The 23355-nt window shown below is 33.8% G+C and carries 15 protein-coding genes and 1 tRNA gene; 5 read left to right on the top strand and 11 right to left on the bottom strand.

The window, feature by feature from the left end:
- Window positions 1-89: 89 nt before the first annotated feature.
- Window positions 90-2276, bottom strand: coding sequence for a glutamine synthetase III family protein (locus EXIGUO8A_RS12115; RefSeq protein ID WP_159303325.1), 2187 nt, complete (start codon window positions 2274-2276; stop codon window positions 90-92).
- 188 nt (window positions 2277-2464) lie between these two features.
- Between EXIGUO8A_RS12115 and EXIGUO8A_RS12110 the strand changes: the two genes are divergently transcribed.
- Complete coding sequence (locus tag EXIGUO8A_RS12110; protein ID WP_116770694.1) at window positions 2465-3481, top strand: glutamine synthetase beta-grasp domain-containing protein; 1017 nt, start codon at window positions 2465-2467, stop codon at window positions 3479-3481.
- 66 nt (window positions 3482-3547) lie between these two features.
- Here EXIGUO8A_RS12110 and EXIGUO8A_RS12105 read toward each other — a convergent pair whose 3' ends face one another.
- Both EXIGUO8A_RS12105 and EXIGUO8A_RS12100 read right to left on the bottom strand, forming a co-directional pair.
- Complete coding sequence (locus tag EXIGUO8A_RS12105; protein ID WP_159303324.1) at window positions 3548-5194, bottom strand: carboxypeptidase-like regulatory domain-containing protein; 1647 nt, start codon at window positions 5192-5194, stop codon at window positions 3548-3550.
- Window positions 5195-6133 (bottom strand): calcium/sodium antiporter, encoded by a 939-nt coding sequence (locus EXIGUO8A_RS12100; protein ID WP_159303323.1) that lies wholly within the window; start codon window positions 6131-6133, stop codon window positions 5195-5197. It abuts the gene before it with no gap.
- 149 nt (window positions 6134-6282) lie between these two features.
- Here EXIGUO8A_RS12100 and EXIGUO8A_RS12095 point away from each other — a divergent pair, with 149 nt between their 5' ends.
- The 3 genes from EXIGUO8A_RS12095 to EXIGUO8A_RS18805 all read left to right on the top strand — a co-directional run bounded on the left by EXIGUO8A_RS12095 (window position 6283) and on the right by EXIGUO8A_RS18805 (window position 8776).
- Window positions 6283-6642 carry a BlaI/MecI/CopY family transcriptional regulator gene (locus EXIGUO8A_RS12095; RefSeq protein WP_159303322.1) on the top strand — a complete coding sequence of 120 codons (360 nt, stop codon included), beginning with the start codon at window positions 6283-6285 and terminating at the stop codon, window positions 6640-6642.
- Between the two features lie 144 nt (window positions 6643-6786).
- Window positions 6787-8118, top strand: a complete 1332-nt coding sequence (locus tag EXIGUO8A_RS12090; protein WP_159303321.1) for a M56 family metallopeptidase — start codon at window positions 6787-6789, stop codon at window positions 8116-8118.
- A gap of 505 nt (window positions 8119-8623) precedes the next feature.
- Entirely contained in the window at window positions 8624-8776 is a 153-nt protein-coding gene (locus EXIGUO8A_RS18805; RefSeq protein ID WP_116770691.1) for an SsrA-binding protein, read from the top strand.
- On the opposite strand, the gene EXIGUO8A_RS12085 is transcribed toward EXIGUO8A_RS18805, so the two are convergent.
- Window positions 8773-9285: an adenine phosphoribosyltransferase gene (locus tag EXIGUO8A_RS12085; protein WP_159303320.1), complete on the bottom strand. Its 513-nt coding sequence runs from the start codon at window positions 9283-9285 to the stop codon at window positions 8773-8775. The genes EXIGUO8A_RS18805 and EXIGUO8A_RS12085 overlap by 4 nt on opposite strands.
- A gap of 76 nt (window positions 9286-9361) precedes the next feature.
- Between EXIGUO8A_RS12085 and EXIGUO8A_RS12080 the strand changes: the two genes are divergently transcribed.
- Window positions 9362-9435, top strand: a tRNA-Arg gene (locus tag EXIGUO8A_RS12080).
- A gap of 19 nt (window positions 9436-9454) precedes the next feature.
- Here the strand turns inward: EXIGUO8A_RS12080 and EXIGUO8A_RS12075 are convergent.
- From EXIGUO8A_RS12075 to EXIGUO8A_RS12045, 7 genes are all read right to left on the bottom strand, one after another.
- On the bottom strand, window positions 9455-10657 hold the full coding sequence (locus tag EXIGUO8A_RS12075) for a glycoside hydrolase family 88 protein (protein WP_159303319.1): 1203 nt from the start codon (window positions 10655-10657) through the stop codon (window positions 9455-9457).
- A 9-nt stretch (window positions 10658-10666) separates the two neighbouring features.
- Complete coding sequence (locus EXIGUO8A_RS12070; RefSeq protein WP_159303318.1) at window positions 10667-12244, bottom strand: solute:sodium symporter family transporter; 1578 nt, start codon at window positions 12242-12244, stop codon at window positions 10667-10669.
- Window positions 12245-12328: 84 nt separating this feature from the next.
- A complete protein-coding gene (locus EXIGUO8A_RS12065; RefSeq protein WP_159303317.1) occupies window positions 12329-13207 on the bottom strand; it encodes an inositol oxygenase family protein in 879 nt (292 codons plus the stop codon).
- Window positions 13208-13360: 153 nt separating this feature from the next.
- Window positions 13361-17392, bottom strand: coding sequence for a hybrid sensor histidine kinase/response regulator transcription factor (locus EXIGUO8A_RS12060; protein ID WP_159303316.1), 4032 nt, complete (start codon window positions 17390-17392; stop codon window positions 13361-13363).
- A 76-nt stretch (window positions 17393-17468) separates the two neighbouring features.
- Window positions 17469-19307 carry a metallophosphoesterase gene (locus tag EXIGUO8A_RS12055; protein WP_159303315.1) on the bottom strand — a complete coding sequence of 613 codons (1839 nt, stop codon included), beginning with the start codon at window positions 19305-19307 and terminating at the stop codon, window positions 17469-17471.
- Window positions 19308-19317: 10 nt separating this feature from the next.
- Window positions 19318-22308, bottom strand: coding sequence for a glycosyl hydrolase 115 family protein (locus tag EXIGUO8A_RS12050; RefSeq protein WP_159303314.1), 2991 nt, complete (start codon window positions 22306-22308; stop codon window positions 19318-19320).
- A complete protein-coding gene (locus tag EXIGUO8A_RS12045) occupies window positions 22286-23350 on the bottom strand; it encodes a phosphatidylinositol-specific phospholipase C1-like protein (RefSeq protein WP_159303313.1) in 1065 nt (354 codons plus the stop codon). Before EXIGUO8A_RS12045 ends, EXIGUO8A_RS12050 begins: the two co-directional genes overlap by 23 nt.
- Between the last annotated feature and the right edge of the window lie 5 nt (window positions 23351-23355).

Below are 23355 nucleotides of genomic sequence, written 5' to 3'. Positions count from 1 at the left end.
TAAATTTGTGGCAAAAATAAGGGAATCATTAAAACTGTAACCTCTGTTCAGCTTAATATTCCCTCATTTTTAAAAATTATGAATAAGACTTACTCTATAAATAGCAATTCTCTATACTTGGTTAACGGCCATATGTTATTATCCATCAATTTTTCCAATTTATCACTATGGGTTCTAATGTCTGAAAAATAGGGTTTTACATTATAGCAATATGCCTGAGCCTTCTTTTTGGTATCTTTTAATGCGTTAGCCTTTCTTCTAGCATCTGCCATAGCGTCCACCATTTTCTTGATGCTTACTACATGCTCTGCAATTTCTTCTATCATGGTCAATTGCCCTTCGGAGAATTTTTTATGGGCAGCTCCATAAATTTCTTTTAATCCCGATACATTTTTTATCAGCTTATTTTGATATTCCAATGCGGCCGGCACAATAAAACCGTAGACCAACTCATTATACACCCTACCTTCTATTTGTACGTGCATAATGTAATTTTCAAGATCCACTTCATGGCGGGCGTTAACCTCTACCTCGCTCATTACGTTCATAGAGCCAAAAAGGGCAAGACTATCTTTTGAGGTCAACACCTCAAGAGCTTCGGGAGTATTTTTATTATTGCTTAATTTTCTTCTTTTAGCCTCATTTTCCCAATCAATACTATAGCCATCACCATCAAAACGAATTCGTTTAGATGTTTTTATATATTCACGAAGCACATTAAAAACAGCTTCATCTTTTTTAAGGTTTTTCTTGTCGACAAGCGCATCTACTTCCTTTTTAAAATCCCTTAATTGCTTTGCAACTATTGTATTTAAAATGGTCATGGGTTTGGCACAATTTGTTTTAGACCCAACGCCACGCATTTCAAACTTATTTCCGGTGAATGCAAAAGGAGAAGTTCTGTTACGATCGGTATTATCCATTAAAATTTCTGGAATTTTACCTACTACATTCAACTTAAGTTCCGTTTTTTCCTCGGGAGATAATTTACCTTTAGATACCCCTTCTAACTCATCTAAGACATTACTAAGCTGTGAACCTACAAATATTGAAAAAATAGCAGGTGGCGCTTCATTGGCACCCAGCCTATGATCATTGCTGGCAGATGCAATAGACGACCTTAAAAGTTCCTCATAAGTATCAACGGCTTTAATCGTATTGATAAAGAAGGTTAAAAATTGCAGGTTCTTCATTGGTGTAGAACCAGGACTCAGCAGATTAACACCAGTATTGGTCTGCAATGACCAATTATTATGCTTACCAGACCCATTGATCCCAGCAAACGGCTTTTCATGGAACAGCACTTTAAAATGGTGCTTATCGGCTATTTTATCCATCACATCCATAAGAAGAAGGTTGTGGTCAATTGCTAAGTTCGCTTCTTCAAATACCGGTGCCAATTCAAACTGATTTGGCGCAACTTCATTATGCCTAGTCTTTACCGGTATACCCAATTTTGTACATTCCTGTTCCAAATCGCTCATAAAACTCAATACACGACTAGGTATAACACCAAAATAATGATCATCTAATTGCTGGCCTTTTGCAGGAGTTTCCCCTACCAAAGTGCGACCGGTCATCATAATATCGGGTCTAGAATGTGCAAGAGCTTTATCTATTAAAAAGTACTCCTGTTCCCAACCCAATGTTGCATTGACCTTTGTAACGGTTTTATCAAAATACTTAGCAACTGCGGTTGCCGCTTCGTCTACCGCCCCCAAAGCTCTTAATAATGGCGCTTTATTATCTAAAGCTTCACCAGTATAAGAAACAAAAATAGTAGGTATACACAATGTAGTACCATAAATAAAGGCAGGAGAAGATGGATCCCAAGCGGTATAGCCCCTTGCTTCAAATGTATTTCTAATTCCACCACTTGGAAAGCTAGAAGCATCTGGTTCCTGTTGAACCAATTGGCCGCCTCCAAATTTCTCTAAGGCCGTACCATCTGGCATAAGGTCAAAAAAAGCATCATGTTTCTCGGCCGTAGAACCCGTTAAAGGTTGAAACCAGTGTGTATAATGAGTAGCCCCCATTGTAATGGCCCAACCCTTAATTGCCTCCGCTACTTGATCGGCTATTTTTCTATCTATTTTGGAACCGGAATCCATAGCCCCTTTTAATCCTTCAAAGGCATCTTTGGTAAGGTATTGCAGCATCTTTTTTTCGTTGAACACATTGATACCGAACAAGTCTGACCTTCTACCCTTCTCTTCTATAGCAATAGTATTTCTATTTTGACTTTCTGCAATTGCCTTAAATCTCGATGTCATCATATCTAAATTCATTATTAATTTGACAAAATTACACTCTATAAATATAAATATGATAAAATACCCGACAAAAATTAGGGGTGTATAGAAATAAATTTAATTTTTACAGATTTACCCCCTTAAAAATTCATACAGATTGATAAAAAACATATTTTTGTTGGTAACTTATTTTAAATTATAACGAGCACATTATGAGCAAAACAAAATTAGAATACATCTGGTTAGATGGATATTTTCCAACCCAAAACATGAGAAGCAAGACCAAAGTGGTTAATGACTTTGGTGGTAAATTAGAAGATTGCCCAATGTGGTCTTTTGATGGAAGTTCAACACGCCAGGCCGAAGGTGGTTCTTCTGACTGTTTGCTTAAACCAGTTGCTATTTTTCCGGATCCTGCAAGAAAGGATGGATATTTAGTAATGACTGAAGTACTTAATGCAGACGGTACTCCGCACGAATCTAATGGTAGAGCTTCTATTGATGATGATGATAATGATTTCTGGTTCGGTTTCGAGCAAGAGTATTTCATTATGGATACGGCTACTGAATTACCTTTAGGTTTCCCAAGAGGTGGTTACCCAGCACCACAAGGTATGTACTACTGTTCTGTTGGTGGTAAAAACACTCACGGTAGACACATTGTAGAAGAGCATGCTGATTTATGTATTGCTGCAGGTCTTAACTTTGAAGGTATTAACCAAGAAGTTGCTTGTGGACAATGGGAGTTTCAATTATTCGCTAAAGGCGCAAAATTAGCTGGTGACGAATTATGGGTAGCTCGTTACTTATTGGACAGACTTACTGAATCTTACGGATACTATATTGAATACCACCCAAAACCATTAGGAAAAGACATGGATTGGAACGGTTCTGGTATGCACGCAAACTTCTCTAACACTACGTTAAGAACTTGTGGAGACCAAGCAACTTATGAAAAAATATGTGAGGCATTTAGACCGGTGGTCAAAGAACATATTGCTGTTTACGGAGAGTTTAACGACCAGCGATTAACAGGTGATCACGAAACTGCTGCTATTACAGATTTCAGCTTCGGTATTTCTGATAGAGGTGCATCTATACGTATTCCTATCGCAACTGTTGAAAGCGGTTGGAAAGGATGGTTGGAAGATAGAAGACCAGCTTCTAACGGTGATCCTTACAAGATCGCAGGTGTTATCGTTAAAACGGTTAAATCTGCTAAAGTATAATACCAAATTAATTGTAGATTATATTAAAAACGCCTTGGATTTTTTCCAGGGCGTTTTTATATTTATTCAATATTTAACGCTGTTTTGGAAAGGTGTATTCATCCAGTAATCCTTACCATCGTACGGTCTACTCATAGATTGATTTTCAAAAATGGGTTTCTTTTTATCCATTAATAATTTTGAATCAATGAAACGAGGATTTAAATTATGTTCTTGAATAAAATATTCCCTGAATTGATTATAATATTTGGTAGACCACATACCAACCTTATTATCATCAATATCTCTTAATTCAGGTAAATTAAACTCCACCAGATTACGCATAAAATTTTCTTTCTCGGCATTAAACTCTTCAAAGAATTTTTTGAATTTTACTTTGTTCAAAGCAGGATATAGAACCATTTGATTACCGATAATAACAGCACGATTTATTTTTATAGACTGACCTTTGAACAGAATATCCTTTTTCCATAAATTATTGGTTTTAATTCCATTAAGATCTCTATTAAATGTCAAAACAAAACTATCACCATTATACTCAACCTTTTCCTTTTCTAATCTTTCTGCATTGAAGTTAAAATCTACAAATTCTACATTAAATTTTGGCGGCACCATCACCCTAAATTGATTATTTAAGGATATAAAACTCAAATACATTTTATTTCCCTTCATGCGATACTCCGTAATAACTTCAAAAATTATTTGTTTTATTGAGCCATTTTTATCAGGAATATTTAAGTTATTTTTACTGTTATTATCGTATACGACATACTCTAGTTTATAAATTGAAAAATTATTTTTATCAATATACAATTTACCAATAGCAGTATAATTAGATATTTTTTTAGTGAATTCAATGGTGTATAAATAAACACCATCTAGAAAAGTATCTTCTATTTTTTTAAAAGAATGTTCACTCAATAAATCAGTCTCTAATATGTAAATAAATGAGTAGCTGCTAATTTTATAATTTCTAATAGCATTATGTACGTTTAGAATAACAAATTCATTGCCTCCATAACTGTCCAAATAAGCATTATCAATTACCTTACCACCTTCCCTTAAATTATAATCATATGGTTTTAAAGCAAAAGTATCTCTTCTAAAATCTTCATTTTTTAAATAGTCATAAATAATAACCTTCGAGGTAGTTGAATCTATAGCTTTAAAACCTTGGTCAACTACTTCTATTATTGCCTCATTTAGATTTATATATTCATTCTTATCTTTTTGATAATCTCGATAATAGCCAATTTGAGAATAAGGTTTAATAGGATAATTAGAGGTAATTAATGATATGGATTTCGAAACTATTTCCTCTGGAGACAACTCAGCCTTCGAGACTTTAGATGCAGAAACATCGACCTCTGATAATTGAAAAGTTGCTGGATGTAATTTAACGATAACAATACTATCCTTTAAAAATTCGTCGATAATGCGTTCTTCACTTTCATAACCCATCGAAGAAAAAACCAAAATATCACCCAATAGCCTATAGCTCAATGGAATTCTAAAACCTCCATCAAAATTAGAAATCACACCCATATTCCTATTTTTTAAATGAATGTTTGCAAAGATAACCGGCTCACCAGTTTCAACATCAACCACTTTACCATATAAATATTCCAGGTCTTGAGAACTAATACCTTGAATGCTTACAAATAGTAATATTATTATCGTAGTGACCTTTTTTTTTATTTGGCTAACATTCATTTAGGAGATAGTTGCATAGACAAAAGTTAAGTAAACTCCTACAAGAATTGTACCATCTCTCCAACCTAATCGTAATCCTTTAGGTATAAAAACCAAGGGGAGAATAAGAAAGGAAATACCTAACATCCAAAAGATATCATTTGTTAAAAGCCCTTCATCCATCACAGAAATAGGAGTAATTATAGAAGTAATACCTAATACCGCTAAAAGATTAAAAATATTGGAACCAATTAAATTTCCTAAAGAGATTGCTTTTTCTTTCTTTAATATAGCAATAATCGATGCCGCTAACTCGGGTATACTAGTACCTACCGAAACAATGGTTATTGCAATTACACGCTCACTTACTCCAAATAAAGTAGCAAGACCAACCGCTCCGTTTATTAACAGCTCAGAACCTCCCCATAGCGCCGTACCACCTAGGCCTAAATATAGGGCTGTCTTATACGTTGGCATCATAACATCTGGCTCGTCTTCAGGATCCACCACCGCTGGCTTTTGAAAACGCAGCAAATACACCAAGAAAAGAAATAAAAATACCACCATTACAATACCTTCATATTGCTGAAGCACTCCATCAAAATATATAAAGAAGAAAAAAAGTAATGAAGCAAGCATCATTACCGGCCAATCCGTAGTATAAAAACTCTTACTCACTTCTATAGGACTCAATAATATAGTAACAGCAAGTACCAAACCTAAATTTGCAATATTAGAACCCACCACATTACCTAAGGCCAAATCTGGAAAACCATCTAATGCAGCATTTACACTAACAATTAGTTCTGGTGCCGATGTTGCAAAAGATACAACGGTCATACCTATTACTATTTTTGGAATCTTAAGTTTCAATGATAAATCGACCGCAGCTTTCAATAACCAGTTTCCACCTGCTATCAATAAAGCTAGTCCGCCAACAATGAATAAAAAATCTTGCATGTAAAAAATTTTAACAAATATAGATAGAACATTTTTGCGGACATATGATATTTGACATCTAATGAAAACTAAAAATTTCGTTAAATAACTATTTTTATAGTTTTATAACTACAAAAATAGTTTATATTAGATGTGTCAACATTTTGAATATGGAAAAACTTACGAACAAAGAGGAAGAAATCATGAAAATTCTCTGGCGCTTAAAAAAAGCGTTTGTCAAAGACATTATGGAAGAAATAACGGAAAACAAACCGCACTACAATACACTTTCTACCATAGTAAGAAATTTAGAAGACAAGAAATTTGTAGGCTTTACAGCTTATGGAAAAACACATCAATACTTTCCACTTATAAAAAAAGAGGATTATTATAAAGCCTACGTAAATAAGGAAATGGTGGGGTACTTTGACAATTCTTATAAAAATATAGTTTCTTTTTTTGCCAAAGAAGAAAAAATATCTGTGGATGAATTGAAGGAAATAATCAACCTCATTGAAAACGGAAAATAAATGGAAGATTTTTGCTATTACCTACTAAAGTCCAGCTTTGTTTTAAGTCTTTTTTACATTATTTACTACCTACTATTAAGAAAGGAAACATTTTTTAAATTCAATAGGTTCTTTCTACTGTTAGGTTTATTAAGCGCTGTGTTCTTGCCCTTAATTTATATTACAAACACTGTAGAGCTTCCTACTCAAGATATTTCTGGTAACGCAAATAGTATTGATTTACTAAATGAACAGGACGGTTTTGATACTATATCTCCATTTACCATTATACTAGCTTTCTATGTTTTGGGAGCAAGTTTTTTTCTGACCAGATTTCTATTCCAACTAATTACATTAAAAAGAATCATTAAATCCGCAATCCGTAAAGATGATGCAGGTTTTAAATATGTTATCACCACAGACAAAGTAACTCCATTTTCATTCTTTTCAACAATCATATATAACCCTAAATTACATAGTCAAAAAGAGTTAGATACCATTATTTCACATGAAGAAGTACACGTACTACAAAAACATTCATACGATGTACTTTTAATGGAGATTTTTACAGCACTACAATGGTTTAATCCCGCAGCATGGCGCTATAGAACGGCTATAAAACAAAATCTTGAATTTCTAGCAGATACAGACAATAAAGAGATTAAACAAAATAAAAAAGAATACCAATATGTATTACTAAAACAGGCAACTGGCCAACAAAATTTATCAATCATTAATCCATTTTTTAATTCATTAATCAAAAAACGAATAGTTATGATCAATCAACAAAAGTCAAAAAAAGTAAATCTGTTTAAAAGCTTATTAATAGTTCCATTATTAGCATTGTTTCTTATTAGCTTCAATACCAACAAAACTTATGTAGCGAAGGGTACTACCCTATCAAAAAATACTATTGAAATTCTAATAGATAAAAACACCACAGATGCCGAACTAATAAAAATTAAAAAAGATTTAGCCAAAGAAAATTTTGATTTTTCATATACCACTGTTAGAAATAAAAAGATGGAAATACAGAATATTTCATTGGAAATAACTGGAGGAAGTAAAAGTAAAGGCGAAGTAAGTAGCCGTTTTAATTCAGCTTCGGATAACGATACCATTGATAACATCTATATATTTTTAGATACTAAACAAAATAGTATTTCCATAAACAATGCAGATGTAAAACATAAAGTCTCCTCTTCTAAAACCGGTCTCAAAAACAACAAAGAACAGATATCGATAGCAACCTCATCATCTGGAGATTACGATTTCAAAATTTCTAAAGAGACGGAAAAAGACTTTAAGTTTACAACAAATGACGAGGACAAAGAGCCGTTATTTTATGTAGACGGTAAAAAATGGGATTCAAAAGCAGTTTCTAATTTAGATTCAAGTACAATTGAATCCATGAATGTATTAAAAGGTGAAAGCGCTAAAGCTAAATATGGCGACGAAGGTAAAAACGGAGTTATTGAAATTACTTTGAAAAAATAATATCCAAAATAGTTCCTGTTTACGAATGAAATCCGAAGTAATATCTACTTCGGATTTTGCTTTAAATGACGAAAATGAACAAAACTTACGATATTAGACCATTTGTCTTCTACAAAATTGTATTTTCAATTAAAATACCCCTTGAATTCCTTCACTTAAGAATCGAATACACATTTTTAACTACAAATTAAAACAACTTTATAGAGTACAAATTTCTTATTTAAATTGAATTCATCATTTTACTTATAAATTCATAGTCAATTACAATAAAATAACACAAATTTCTTGCCTGAACATGTAGACTATAATACCTTGTGTGAACAATCAATAACAACAACTAAAACCACATTTATGATAGCCTTAATTAAACTTATAATTGTTTTCATTTTCAGTTTAATAACAACCTTGGTTCTTTAATTGGGTAAGATTTAATTCTTTTTCCATTACCATAGGGCGACATGAACAATACCTTTGATAATTATGTATTTTTGTAAAAATCAATACATTGAAAAAGAAGTTCTACAAATTTATCGCCAAGCTTAACAAAGCACTATTACCTTCATACAGTAAAAAACAATTAGACCTTTCTAAAGCAAGTAAGCTACAAATGGCTATAATAGGATGGCGCTATTTTATAACCACTAAAGCACTCGATTAATAGGTCAATAAAGATTTCACCTGATAATCTGCTATTTTAGAAACGCCTTCAAGAAAAGATAATTCTATTAAAAAGTTACACTGTACAATAGTACCACCTAGTTTTTCTACCAATTTGCAAGCTGCACTTGCCGTACCACCTGTTGCCAGCACATCATCATGAATTAATACTCGGTCTCCTTTAGTAATACTATCTATATGAATTTCTAAAGTATCGGTACCGTATTCCAAATCATAAGTTTCACTTAAGGTTGTATATGGTAATTTACCGGGCTTACGAATAGGCACAAAACCTGCATTTAACTTGCTTGCCAATATAGGACCAAAAATAAAACCCCTACTCTCCATACCGACCACTTTATCAATCTTTTGATCGTTCAGTAATTGCGCTAATGCCTCGGCAGTTTGTTTCAGCATTTCTGGGTTTTGCAACAAGAGGGTTATATCCTTAAAAATGACTCCTTCCTTTGGAAAATTAGGCACATCTCTAATAAAGCTTTTAAAATCCATTTAATATTGTGTTCTTAATTTTGTGGTAAAAGTAAAAAGAAATATATTTGCACCCCGCTAAGGAAAAATTAAAAATGGCCTCGTGGCGCAACTGAATAGCGCATCTGATTACGGCTCAGAAGGTTACAGGTTTGAATCCTGTCGAGGTCACAACAAAAACCCCATATAATTATGGGGTTTTTTTATGCGTGCTATTTTCTAACCTTAGCATCAATTCTAAAAAATAGAAGTCTGCATAGTTAATTGACACATCCATCTCATCCTTTTTAGGCCAATTGCCAGTACTATGTTTTAAAATAAAAGGAGCTTCTATTCCAGGCGATAAAATATATTCATTGCTCTTTAACGTTCTCAATACAAGCTTTGAATAATCAGAATACAAACTCTTGTTCGTAAAAGATGCTAATTCAACCAATGCTGAAGCTACGACAGTAGCAGCAGAAACATCTTTTAGCGCATTGGGTAAGCTTGGATCATCAAAATCCCAAAAAGGAATTCCATCATTTGGCAAGTTTTTGTGTTTCAAATAAAATTCAGCAGATTTTTCCGCTTGTTCCAAATAAACGGGGTTGTTAGTATATCTATAACACATAGTAAACCCGTAAATACCCCAAGCCTGTCCTCTAGCCCATGAAGAACTATCATTATAGCCTTGGTGCGTAACTTTATCAATTACATTACCAGAGACAGTATCATACACTATTACATGAAAACTACTGTTATCATCCCTAAAATGATTTATTAGGGTTGTATTGGCATGTTGTACAGCAATTTTATGAAAAGCACTATCTCCCGATATTTTAGTAGCCTCAAATAAAAGCTCTAGGTTCATCATGTTATCTATAATGACCGGATACTCCCAAATATCTTTATTAAAGTCCCATGAACGTATACTGCCTACCGTTTCGTTAAATCTGGTTGCCAACGTACCTGCACTCTCGATAATCACATTTTCATAATGTTCACTTTTGGTAACTTCAAACCCCTCACCAAAACTGCTATATATTTTAAAGCCCATATCATGGGTACCATCATTGAACTTTTCTTTTTCAATATAAGCTGTTACATCTCTTGCTTTTGACTTAAAAGCTTCATTTTCTGTTAACTTGTATAACTGCCAAAGGTTACCTGGGTAAAATCCGCTCGTCCAATCTTTAGGTGCTACTTTAAATATCTTATTTATCTTGGGGTCAAAACTTCTTGGTATAGTCACAGAATCTACAGGGTAATCTAAAATCTTCTGATACCGAATTTGCAATAACGAATCTACCGGAAGAATTTTTGCAATTTCTTTTTTGTTGGTATTCTCTTTACAAGAAAGCAGGGCTAAAATAAAGAATACACCAAAGCCTTTTACCCATAATTTACCCATAGCAAAGTCTTAATTTGTGCCCAATAGCACATAAATTACAATTGTAATAATACACAAAATTATTGCCATCGGTTTTGTGTACTTCCATTCTTTCATCTCTACAAAATCATGTGCTTCTTCTTTAATAGCTTTCTTGTTCGGGTAGAAATAAGAAACTGCAAACATTACCAACATGTTCAATACAAATTCTATTCCCCATATATGCACAAAGTGAATGTCTACTTTAAATATAAAGGTTGTCAAAATATAGAATAACAAACCTATGAGCAAGGCTACTTTAGCTGCCATGGCCGATATCTTTTTTAAAAAGAACCCTGCCAACATTATTGATGCTATGGGTATAAAGAAAATACCATTGAGCTGCTGTAACAACTGATAAAGACCGTCTGGAGCATTGGCTACCATTGGCGCTACCAAAATGGCAAATACCGCAAGTATTGTTGATGTCAATTTGCCTATTCTCACCAACTTTTTATCGCTTGCATTTTTACCAAAATGTCTTTTAAAAACATCTATACTAAATATGGTGGCAGCACTATTTAAAACACTATTAAAAGTACTTAGTACAGCACCCATAATTATGGCTGCAAATACCCCGACAAAACCAATGGGCAATACTTTTTTTACTAATTCGGGATAAATCATATCTTGATTATCATACATGGAATCTCCAAAATAATAGAAGGCAATTACCCCTGGCAAAATTATTATTATCGGTACCAGAATTTTTAAGACTCCTGTATATAGCAGTCCTTTTTGCGCTTCAACCAAATTCTTCGCACCTAATGCACGTTGAATAATTGTTTGATTCATACTCCAGAAATATAATTGATTAATGATCAAACCCGTAAAAAGTACTTCAAATGGCAAAACGGAATCCTTAGCCCCAATGACATTAAATTTTTCTGGACTGTGGTTAAACACTTTAGACAAACCTTCAAAAGGATTGCCATCACCAATACCTACCAGTGCAATTATAGGTATTGCCAAACCACCGATCAATAATCCATACCCGTTAATCGTATCTGAAATAGCTACAGCTTTTAAACCTCCAAATATGGCATAAACAGATCCTAAAACCCCAATACAAACTACTGTCACCCAAAGACCTTCTTCTTTGGTAACATCTAGAACTTCAGAAATATTAAATATACTCTCAATATTTATGGCTCCGGTATAAAGTACAATTGGTAATAACGTTACTACAAATGATACCATTAAAAATAATGCTACCAACGTTCTGGTAGTACTGTCAAACCTAGTTTCTAGATACTCAGGTATTGTGGTAAGCCCCATTTTTAAATACTTTGGCACAAAATAGATTGCGGCAACTACCAATGCCAAAGCCGAAGTAACTTCCCAGGCAATAATTATAAATCCGTTTTTGTAAGACGAGCCGTTCATACCTATTAAATGTTCGGTTGAAATGTTCGTCAACAACATTGACCCGGCAATAACAACGCCCGTTAAACTTCTTCCACCAAGAAAATAACCGTCTTTTGAATCCAGTTCTTCTTTTCTCAGTTTATACCATGAGTAAAGTGCCACAAAAGCGGTAAAAGCAATAAATGTAATAGCTGTATACATATCGTTAGTTGGTTTAATAAATAGATGAAGGCAAAAAAAATGCCCTAGTAAAAATGCTAGAGCATTGCCAAACTCAAATAAAAATTAAAAACTCAACTTTTCAGGTAAGTATTTCGCTACCAGTTTTTTATAATATGGAAGTAATTTTTTCGCATCTGGCGGTACTGGAGCTTTAGAGTATAGATCATAAGGGTTGAATTTCTTGACCCACTCGAACATTTCAATGTCTTTTGCCGTCATTAAATGTGTATAATCATTTTCTCTATGTTGCGAATAAAAAGAATGATATCTAATCATATATAGCGCAGGTTCGGGCAAATAATCTTTCATTATTTGGTATAGATATTCATCATGTCCCCAGCTCATTTTCACGTTGTCCAATCCGCAATTTGGCTCGTAGATACCATATTTGGTATTATATCTACTGTCTGTGGCATCAGGATTTGCGCTAAAAAATTCCGGATATACGATTTTATCGGAAAAGGCACAGCCAACAGGGAAGGTATCGCCTACAACAGCCCATTGAGGCTCACCGAATAGGCAGAGAATTTTTCCTAGATCATGAATAAAACCTGTAAGCACAAACCAATCTGGATGACCGTCGGCCCTTATAGCCTCAGAAGTCTGCAATAAATGTTGTAATTGATCTAAATCAATATCCGGGTCACTATCGTCTACCAATGTATTTAGAAAATCAACGGCTTCCCAAATAGACATTTCTCTCTTATCGAATTGTAGAAATTCCTTTTCCTTTTCAACTACAAAGTCATACGTTTGAAATTCGTGATTTATTTTATAAAATTCTTTGACCGTATCTAACCTTTCTGAGTCCACATAATTTCTAAACTCTTCTTTTTCTTTTGTTGGCTCTTCTGGATCAGGGTATCTCTCCAATAAATTATCTTCCCAATCATCAATGTTATCCATAGGATGATTTTGATTGTTGTTCAACGCTTTTTTCATAAAAGTCGATATTAAAGTTTTGAATAAGTTGATTTGTTGTTGTTTTGACAGTTGAACTATCTACATGCAATTTATAGTATATATATTATAATTTGATGGATAAAACAACCATAAATATGGATTTAACAGCTAACTACAACAACATAAACTATTCTATTTCAATAATTTACTAGGAGGAAAACCAAATTGCTTCTTAAAACACCTACTAAAATATAGTGGATCATTAAACCCAACTAAATCGGTAACTTCAGACACGTTATATTTTTTTGTTTTAAGTAATTTGGCAGATTTCTTAAGTCTAATTGTGCGTATAAATTCATTAGGTGCCAGATCGGTAAGTTCCTTTATTTTTCGGTATAACTTTGAAGAGCTCATACCTAATTCTTGACATAAATAATTAGTGGACAAATCAACATCATCAATATGCTCTTCTATGATATTGGTGACTTGATCCATAAGTTCTCTGTCTATTGGTGAATGCGTAAGTAAACCCACTTCACTTTCTACCTCATCTGAAAATTTTGCCTTAAGTTCTAAACGGGTTTTAATGGTATTTACAATAACCGATTTTAATAACGAAGGATCAAAAGGCTTAACTAGATATGAATCTGCACCAACATCATAACCTTTGACTTTATCTTCATTTTCAGATAAAGCTGTTAGAAGAATAACCGGTATATGGCTTATAAATTCATCGTTCTTTAGTTCGTTGCAAAATTCGAGTCCGTCCATTACTGGCATCATTACATCTGCAACACATAACATGGGTTTAATTTTTCTACAAAGCTGTAAACCTTCTTTTCCATTTTCTGCCTCATAAACCTTATAGTAGGCAGACAAGTAGTCAATAAGATATTTTCTTAGTTCAATATTATCTTCAATGACCAAAACTTTATCCTTGATCTCTGTATTTGTAGTCTTTCTTTTTGCAGGAACAAATATTTCTGGCTCATTTACCTCTTTATTTGAAATAAATTCAAATACTTCTTTCTTGGTATAGCTTTCTCGGTCTATAGGAATTTCAACTGTAAACGTACTTCCCTCATTAGGTTTACTTTTAACGACTATAGTACCTTTATGTAATTCAACCAAAGATTTTACAAGTGATAGACCAATACCCGAACCTGTATTGTTTTCTTTACTATTTGTAGCCTGATAAAACCTGGTAAAAATCTTTTCTTGACTTTTAAGGGGTATACCTATACCATCATCACTTACTTCAATAACCAACGTATTTTTATCGTTTTCCTTAAGCTTAACAAAAAGATCTACATGACCATATTTGTTGGTAAACTTAATGGCATTAGACAATAAATTATATAAAATCTTATCGAACTTGTCTCGGTCTATCCAGCCAAATAAATTTTCCACTTCACTGATAATATTTAAATCAATTTGCTTGTTAAAGGCAAACTCCTTGAAGGAATCGAATGTATTGGTGGTGAACAATAATATATCTGTTTTGGACACCTTTAGCTTAAGCTCCCCAGTTTGTGCCTTTCTAAAATCTAAAACTTGATTTACCAAGTTTAAAAGTCTACTGGCATTTTGATGAATTAAATTGAACCTGCTTTTCTGATATTCGCTACTATTATCATTACTTTCTTCCAAAAGCTGTTTTGCTGGTCCCAAGATCAATGTCAAAGGCGTTCTTAACTCATGTGATATATTGGTAAAAAAGCGAAGTTTTTCGTTATTTAGTTTAATATCGCGCTCTCTATTTACTTTTTCAGTAACCAATTCTTGCTTCAACCGAAGTCTATTCTTCATTTCTTTTCTAATGAAGTATATAATCAAAATTAAAAGGGCAAGAAATAAGAATAATGCTTGATAGGTTAACCAAAAAGGAGGTTTTATGGTGATATAATAAGCATTTACATCGCTCCAAAAACCGTCGCTATTACTTGATTTTATTTTAAAGGTATAATCACCAGGAAATAAATTTGTGTACTGTACCGTTCGTGAATTACTGGTTGTTGAAATCCAATCTTCATCAAAACCCTCTAACATATACTCAAACCTATTCAGCTTTTCCTTTACATAAGAAGGAGCCGAGAACTGAAGCGAAAAATTTCTGTTTTTATATTCTAAAGTGATATTCTTAGTATCATTTATATCTTTTATCAATGGAACTTGACCGTTAATCTCAACCCCTGGTTCAATTTCCTCATTCTGAATTTTAAACTCAGTAATCATAGGGGTTTTAGCAATTTTATTTTCGCTAATGGCGTGAGGCGAAAAATATATGATACCGTTTTTACCCCCTAAAAATATATTTGAATCATTGAAATTGTAAAAACCACTGGAACTGAAAACATCTAATCTATTGCCACTTTCAACGTCGTAAACGTTATGACTTTTTAAATCGGATTTTAATCTGGCAACATTGTTACTGTTCATATTAAACCAGATATCACCATTAGCGTAGGTAAGCATATCTGTTATCCACTTATCACTAAGTTCTGCTGGTTCCTGCAGAGGCTTAAACCTTTTAATATCAAAATCAAATAGACTAAGACCTTTTCTTGTTGCAGCCCATAAACGCCCTTCATTATCGAACATGATATCGCTTACATTATCATGAGGCAGTCCAATATCTGGTGTTGAAGTTGATGAATAGTATTCAAAAACATTTTTATCCTTAAGATAATTCACCACACCTGTCTCCGTAGCAAACCAAATACTAGAATCATTTTGCTTTACAATTTCATTTATTTGATATCCTTTTAAAAACTGGTCTGTTTCAGTTTCATTCTTAAGGCTTGTTGTATTTAAAATCATTACCCCTTCACCAAAAGATCCTATTAAAAGTTGATTTTCAGAAAAGGTTTCAAAAGCAAAAATTGGTGACTGTTCAAATCCCACCGAAATTACTTTAGAGGAATTTTCCCTATAATTATATACCAGTAGTTTACCATTCCATAGACCACAATAAAATGTAACGCCATCTATAGAATAAATACTGGCGATATCTTTTTGGTTGTTATAAAGAGGTGAAAAAGCATCTTCATTTGATATAAAAAGTCCGTTGTGTCTAGTAGCCACAATAACTTTATCATCATAAGTTTTACTAAAACCTCTAATTCTAGGAACTTGATTATCTATATGTAAAGAGATATCCTTATTACTATTAAATTGATTCTCAAACGGATCGTACTTATCCAAACCATCTTCAGTACCGATCCACAACACACCAGACGAATCAAAGAACAACGCCGACACCTGGTTATCTACCAAAGAGGTATCATCTGTAAGTACTGAATAATACCACTTATAATCACCTTTTTGAATATCTTCTAATTGATTGCAAACTAAAAGTCCGCCTAAAGTACCTACCCAATACTTGCCATCATCTGCTTGGGTAACCGAAAGAAAATAAGGCCCCAGACCATCCTTAATTTCTGTATCCTCAATTTCTAGATTTAAAAATTCATTAGAAGTTTTGTTCAACTTATAAAGGCCCTCTCTAGTACCTATAAAAATATCTGATTTTGCATCTTCGTAGATGAAATTTAAATACGGATTCTTTTCAGTTGAATTTGGAATTGAAAGCGTATAAATTAGTTTTTGGGAGATTTCACCTTCAGCATCAAGAATTAATTTGGCAACACCGCCAGATTCATAACTACCGATCCATATATCACCATTTTTATCTTCAACAATAGCTTTTATATAGTTAAAATTTGCAATTTCAACCTTTTTAAAGTTGCCGCTTTCTACGTTTAATATATAGAGCCCACTATTCTTTGTACCTACCCAAACTCTCTTAAACTTATCTACAAAAACAGACCTTATTTCCCCTTCGGGAAGACTTTGTTTATTATTCTCATCTGGCAAATAGGTGTTGAAAGTGTGCGTATCTGTATTGTATAATGAAAGTCCGTCTCTTGTACCGATCCATAAATTATTTAATTCTTCATCTAGAACTAACGCTGTAATATCATCATTATGCAGATTAGTTGTATCGCTAGAACTTAAGTAAGATTTAAATTCATAGCCATCAAACCTGTTTAAACCGGCGAAGGTGCCTAGCCATAAAAACCCATGTTTATCTTGTACAATGTGCCTAACGGCATTATGAGACAAGCCACTATCATCATTATAATGCTCAAATTTTATGTCTTGTGCAGTTACACTTGCAACTAGCAAAATAACACTTATAATTATGCATAAAAATTGTCGCATGTAAGCTATTTAATGATTCAGTTAATTAGTTTGATTGTTTAAGTTCAAAGGTCTTGAAAATACAATTTTTCAATTCTCAAGGTAACACTCTTTCTATCGACCCTTCAATTAAATCAATTTTAAAATGATCAGCGGGTTTGCCATTTAAGCTTTTATCTAATATTATTGCCCAATTACGATAAGCCTCTTTTTTAGATGTAAGCATTTGGTTACATAGCACTTTATATTGTTGTAAGCGAGCATCACCAATATCTGTAAAAGCCAATTCATCTGCACTTCTTAATCTATAAAAATCATAAACCATATCAAAACCTGTCCAAGTTTTAAAATCTGCTTTCATTAGATTAACACTATCCAATACAGCACTGTTTATTTCTTGTTGCTCTAACTGTTCTAATAAAAGCTCTTCTCCTGTTTTTTGTATAAAGTCGTCCACAAATTCTTGCGACCAATCATCTGGCAAAAATCTCAACCTGACCAATTCTTTTAAATGCCACTTTGTAAACTTTCTATAATTTTCAGAAGATAGTATGTCTTTGTTCCAAATATGAGTTGCAGTAATACTTTTTAAATAATCATGTTCTTGCTCATATAATGAAAACAAGGTTTTAAAATTTTTAGCTTTCTCAATAACTACTGTTTCAATATCAAAGTTAGTTTTAGTTTGTATGGTCAACACTTTATATGCCGGTGCGTATGCAGCAAGCGAAGGTGTTTGTATATTAAATAATGAATTTCCCTTTGCACTTTTGTACACACCAGTATCATTGATATGCATATGACCCCCAAAATGAACTTGAATACCGGCATCAGAAAAAACTTCGGCCACTTCTTCTTTTGGCACCCGATGTAGCTGCATTTTGTTACTTCCAAAAAACTGCATCATTTCATTAGATGCACCATCATTGAAATCTACCAGAGGGTAATGGCTAAAGGCGATTAAAACCTTATTCAAATTTTTGGCTTTATCCGACACCCTTTTCACCCAATCAATTAAATGCCGTTTTTGTAAAAGCACATTATTATAGCCAACACTTGCCCCTTCAAAATTATTGGCGTTTTCAGTTATATTCGTCAACTCTTTTTTAGGCAAATAAACATTGGCATCAATTGCCATAAGCCAAACACCGTCAATAGGTTCCACTAAATAACTAGCGTCTGGGTGTTGGTTATACTTATCAATAAAATAGGTTCTATTTTCTAAAACGGAAGCCTTTTTCGCTTCATCTAAAGTATAATCAGCATAAGAATAAGTAGAAAAAGGAGTTTCCCAATACACATATTCCTTCTGCGGATAAAATCCAAATGCAGACATTTCATTTAGAATATCTTTGTATCCCCACTTCTTTATTCCATTGGTAATTATTGGCATAAGTTGCCCTGCAACTGAATCATTACTATTATTAGTTACACTGGTTATCATCTGTTCTTTACCACCAACACCCAAAAAATCGGTCTTACCTGCATCATGTGCAAATGGCTTCACCGGATCATGATTACCTGTGGTAGCAAAAAATAAAATTCCGTAATCGTCGGCATATTGTTTCAGAATCTTACGCAATCCCCTTACATGAATAGGTTGACCATCATCACTAAAATCACCGGGCAAGGCTACAAATTTTATACCCTTGGCTACAATATCATCTAAAGCTTCAATAAAGGCAAAATAGTTTTCATTGAATATTCTGGTAGACTGCAATTGTGCACTCATGGTTCTTATATTTACAAAGTCGCCCGTTTCGGGGTTTTCAATGCCTTTGTAATTTGCATCTTCAAAATGCGCGTAAATGTCTTGAAAGTGTGCATCTGCAATGAAAGCAATTTTCACCTCCAAAGATTGCTTTTCCTTTTTAACATCACAAGAAAGTATCATAAACAGAAGCACAACAAATAGAAATCTAGAAGGAAGCTTCATACCTAACACCTTATTTTTTCACTGTTTCCTTTGGAAAAGCATAGCTTTTTTTCCATCCTCCCAAATCTATTAAAACCTGATCTATCATTACCCCTGGGTCTACCATCCATATTTTTAAAGTGTGCTTTCCGGCTTTATCAACAATTTGTTTCACCGACTGTACCGATGCATTTTTTAGCACGTTCCGCTTCCATTCATCACTGCGTCCTTTGGTTTCAAAATCTACCAAAACTGGTAGCGCATCATCAATGGATACTGCGCATCTAACACCAATACCGGCATAGGGAGCGTGGGTAGGTACTGCCTGTAAATTTACGCTTGCCTCACCAAAATTAAAAGTATGAAAATCATATTCTAAAACCGGACTATTCATTTTAATTTCTTCCAAATCAACCAAAGGTTTGGCTGTTCTAGGTAAAGCGGTAATTACCTTGTTAGTATATCCCATACCTTCAATGAGCTCCCAGTTAGCTTCTTTACCATCTTTTTTACGGGTATAGTTCTCAGCATAAATAGAAACATATCCTTTGTCCTCTACAAAACCTTTGTAATGTTCCAAGTCGTCAAATTTAGGATTATAAGCAGATACACCTATTGTAATCGTTTCATCATCAGCCTTAAAATCTATAGCACTGTTCACCTTATAACTTGGTGGAATCAATTGAAAATCATGTCCTAAAGGGGCTTCTTTTTTATTTTCTCCCTTTGGTACTTTACTCCAATCGATACTGACCCATATTCGCTTTTCTAAATGTTCATCATCTAAGGTTCCGTTACTTTCTGATAGTCTTATATAATCTGCCTTTGGTTTTGCTTCCCAATTAATAGCTCCTTTACCCTTTTTAAAAACATCTATAAAATAAGTGCTATTGGTATAGTTATTAAACACTGGTAGAACATCTGCATAGCTATTAATAATTTCATAGTTAACTTCCATTTGGTAGCCTTCTAATGCTAAACCAATACTGGCTTTTCGCTCATTAACAATAGTGGACATGGCTGGCTTTGCAAAAACCGGAAGAAAACGTGGAGCCATGGTCATGATATGATTCCACTTGCCATTTCGTAGCGTTTTGTTATAATAATCTGTCTCTTTTACAATCCGATCAAAGGCTTCATTAGATAACTCTCCGTATCTATTAGCACTTTGCCTTCCTTGTTTCGCCGTAAATTTATTCTTATAATTATAAAGCCATTTTTGATTCAATTTAGATGCGCCGATGACCGGATAATACACCAATTGATAAAAAGCATCTTTTCTATGTGCCGGTATTTCTTTGTACACTTCTTCGGTAGTATCTATCAATTTTTGATAGCTTTCTATGCGGTTTGTAACCTCATCGCCATAATGATATTGTGTTAATTCTGTTTCTCCTTCTTTGGTTACCGGTTCCACCTGACTCCATGCCATAAACTCTGGTCTTCTTATATATGCCAAGCGATTATTTTCAAATAACAAATTGGTAATTGTAGATGCCGTAATATCTGTAAACTCTCTTGAAACCCATTTCTGGGTATGTTTTTTTACAGATGAACTTTCTTTAAAATCATCTATATTCCATGCCATATCTAAAAAGAGTTCTATGTTATACTCATGAGGTTTAATATCACCACAGTTCAAGATCCATATATCACGAGATTGAAACTCGTATGCTTTTGACATTTCTTCCCACATTAAAACCGGGTTGGTAGAATTTAACCAGAGATAATCATGTGGCCTGCCCCAATACGAAGTATGATAATATACCCCTGCACCACCTTCTCTAAGTTGCTCTTTTGGGTTACTGAGCTGTCGTATATAACCATAATTATCATCGGTCCAAACCAGGGTAATATCTTCGGGTAATTTTAATCCGCTTTGATAATAGTTCAACACTTCTTTATAGGGTACAAAAGCTTGCGGAATAGTTTTAGGGTCTTTTTTAATTTCTTTTTCTAAAATAGCTCGCTGATCTGTAATTACACGCTCCAATAAGCTTACCTGTGCATCTGTATCGTCTTCTCCAACAATCATGGGCGAATCGTGTTCTCCACGCATACCCGTAGTGTAAATACTCTCGAATTTTGCAGTTTCCTTTGCTCTTTTTGTAAAGAGGTTTTTAATGACCGTAGCATTAGTGTCGTACCGATACTCACCCATTACATCATGCTTCCATTCAGTATTGATATTGCTTAGCATTGGCTCTGCATGCGATGTACCTATTACAATGGCATAATCATCTGCAACGAATTTATTCTCTGGATAAGAATAAAACGGTTTCGTGCTTGAGTGCATTGCCGGCCAAATGGTATTTGCCCTTAAACGCAATAAGAGTTCGAAAACCTTCGCATAGGTCTTAGGACCAATATCACCCGTTTCAGGTTCATAATTTAATGCGGCCCAACGTTGTAACCCCCAATCTTCATCATTCAAGAAAACCCCTCGATATTTTACGGAAGGAGATTTTGATACTTCTTTTGCGATAGAAATTGAGAGTGACTCTTTTTTTGTAGGTGTAACATCTGCCCACCATTCCCATGGAGATACACCAATTTTTTTGGATATTTCTAAAATACCGTACGCCGTTCCCCTGCGATCACTACCCACTATGATCAAAGCTTTCTCAACTCCTGGAACGGGATCTTCAACTATCTGAAGTTGATACCGTTCCCATCCCTGTTCTATTTCCGAAACATTGATTTTACCATTGGTTATCATTTTGTCGATCCATTTGTTACTACCAATAGTACCCGCGATAATGGTATTACCTGAAACTTTATTCGAGTTTAACACCACAGGAATTTTACCGGTAATTTTCTCAATATCAGTCGCTAATATGTTAGATGCTATACTAACTACTGTAGCATCTTTTTTATCGATTAATATGGATACTTTACTATTCTTACTAACAATTGTAAAATCTGATTTTGACTGCTCTTGTGCATTTATTAAAAACACTTGAAAGCCAACAAATAATAGCGTTACTATTTTACAAAAGTTATTTTTTCTTAATTCTCTCATATGTTCCATCTTCAAAAATCACTTTATAATCAGAATCAAATAATGTAGAAGGTTTATAATAATCGGTAGAAATTACTTGTGCTCCAGAAGCTTTTGCCTTTTCAAACTTTTCATAATCATTAGTTCTAGCTTCTTTAGTACCGGCATCTGCTCTAGTACGTACCATATACCCTTTGGATACCAATTCTTTTATATATTCAAAATCACTGATAGGATTATTAACTATTCTAAAACCAGCTTCAGGGTTACCTTCTTTACTATTCACAAATAGAACTCTTCCATTTAAAGATTCGTGACCTACCAAATAGTCTTGTATTCGATTTTCTTTTTCGTCCAACACAAATAAAAACTTTCCTTTTGTGCTATTGATGTTAGGCCATCCTTCCGTTAGTATAGCCTGCTCTAGAGTTTCAAAATCACCTCTAACATTGTCAGGTACAATTAGCTTACTTGCAGGTAGCACACTTTTTATTTCATCATCTAGTGTGTTTAAAGCATTTTTATCAAATGACAAAGGTTCTCTTGTTTGGGCTACCTTTTGGTCTTTGGTATTTATTAGTATAATTATAGTCGTATGACCTGCATTATTATCCGACCAATTTTTTAAAGCGGTCAATGCATCTTTGAACAAAAGGTAATGACTTCTAAAGTCAATATCTTGTATATGAAACAATTTAAGACCCGGTTCATTTAGTTTCCTCTCCACATCAAAAGCCAAAGGTTCTTGACCTAGAGATTTTACTATTTCCAACCCTTTTGGGTTAGAAAAATGACCACCCTCTGGATCATAGAACACATCTAATTCTAAATTGCGCAATCCTAATTCCAACTGCTCTTCCAAAGGAATGTGAGTATATTGCAATCCTTCCATTTTATTAGGTTGCACGGTATGCAAATAATCGAATAGAGAGGATTCTATTGCCAATTTATATGAGTTATGACTACCTATTACTTGAATATCGTTTAAGGTAGTTTGCTGGCTTTTACAGCTAGCTATGCAAAAGAAAATACATATAGCCAACCAGTTTTTTTGATAGATCATACTTC

This window comes from Maribacter litoralis, from assembly GCF_902506355.1.
Lineage (GTDB): Bacteria > Bacteroidota > Bacteroidia > Flavobacteriales > Flavobacteriaceae > Maribacter > Maribacter litoralis.
This window is presented reverse-complemented; position numbering and strand designations above follow the sequence as displayed.

Coding starts and splice junctions, on each gene's coding strand:
- EXIGUO8A_RS12115 (WP_159303325.1), bottom strand. CDS start 2,276: ATGATGACATCGAGATTTAAGGCAATTGCAGAAAGTCAAAATAGAAAT.
- EXIGUO8A_RS12110 (WP_116770694.1), top strand. CDS start 2,465: ATGAGCAAAACAAAATTAGAATACATCTGGTTAGATGGATATTTTCCA.
- EXIGUO8A_RS12105 (WP_159303324.1), bottom strand. CDS start 5,194: ATGAATGTTAGCCAAATAAAAAAAAAGGTCACTACGATAATAATATTA.
- EXIGUO8A_RS12100 (WP_159303323.1), bottom strand. CDS start 6,133: ATGCAAGATTTTTTATTCATTGTTGGCGGACTAGCTTTATTGATAGCA.
- EXIGUO8A_RS12095 (WP_159303322.1), top strand. CDS start 6,283: ATGGAAAAACTTACGAACAAAGAGGAAGAAATCATGAAAATTCTCTGG.
- EXIGUO8A_RS12085 (WP_159303320.1), bottom strand. CDS start 9,285: ATGGATTTTAAAAGCTTTATTAGAGATGTGCCTAATTTTCCAAAGGAA.
- EXIGUO8A_RS12075 (WP_159303319.1), bottom strand. CDS start 10,657: ATGGGTAAATTATGGGTAAAAGGCTTTGGTGTATTCTTTATTTTAGCC.
- EXIGUO8A_RS12070 (WP_159303318.1), bottom strand. CDS start 12,244: ATGTATACAGCTATTACATTTATTGCTTTTACCGCTTTTGTGGCACTT.
- EXIGUO8A_RS12065 (WP_159303317.1), bottom strand. CDS start 13,207: ATGAAAAAAGCGTTGAACAACAATCAAAATCATCCTATGGATAACATT.
- EXIGUO8A_RS12060 (WP_159303316.1), bottom strand. CDS start 17,392: ATGCGACAATTTTTATGCATAATTATAAGTGTTATTTTGCTAGTTGCA.
- EXIGUO8A_RS12055 (WP_159303315.1), bottom strand. CDS start 19,307: ATGAAGCTTCCTTCTAGATTTCTATTTGTTGTGCTTCTGTTTATGATA.
- EXIGUO8A_RS12050 (WP_159303314.1), bottom strand. CDS start 22,308: ATGAGAGAATTAAGAAAAAATAACTTTTGTAAAATAGTAACGCTATTA.
- EXIGUO8A_RS12045 (WP_159303313.1), bottom strand. CDS start 23,350: ATGATCTATCAAAAAAACTGGTTGGCTATATGTATTTTCTTTTGCATA.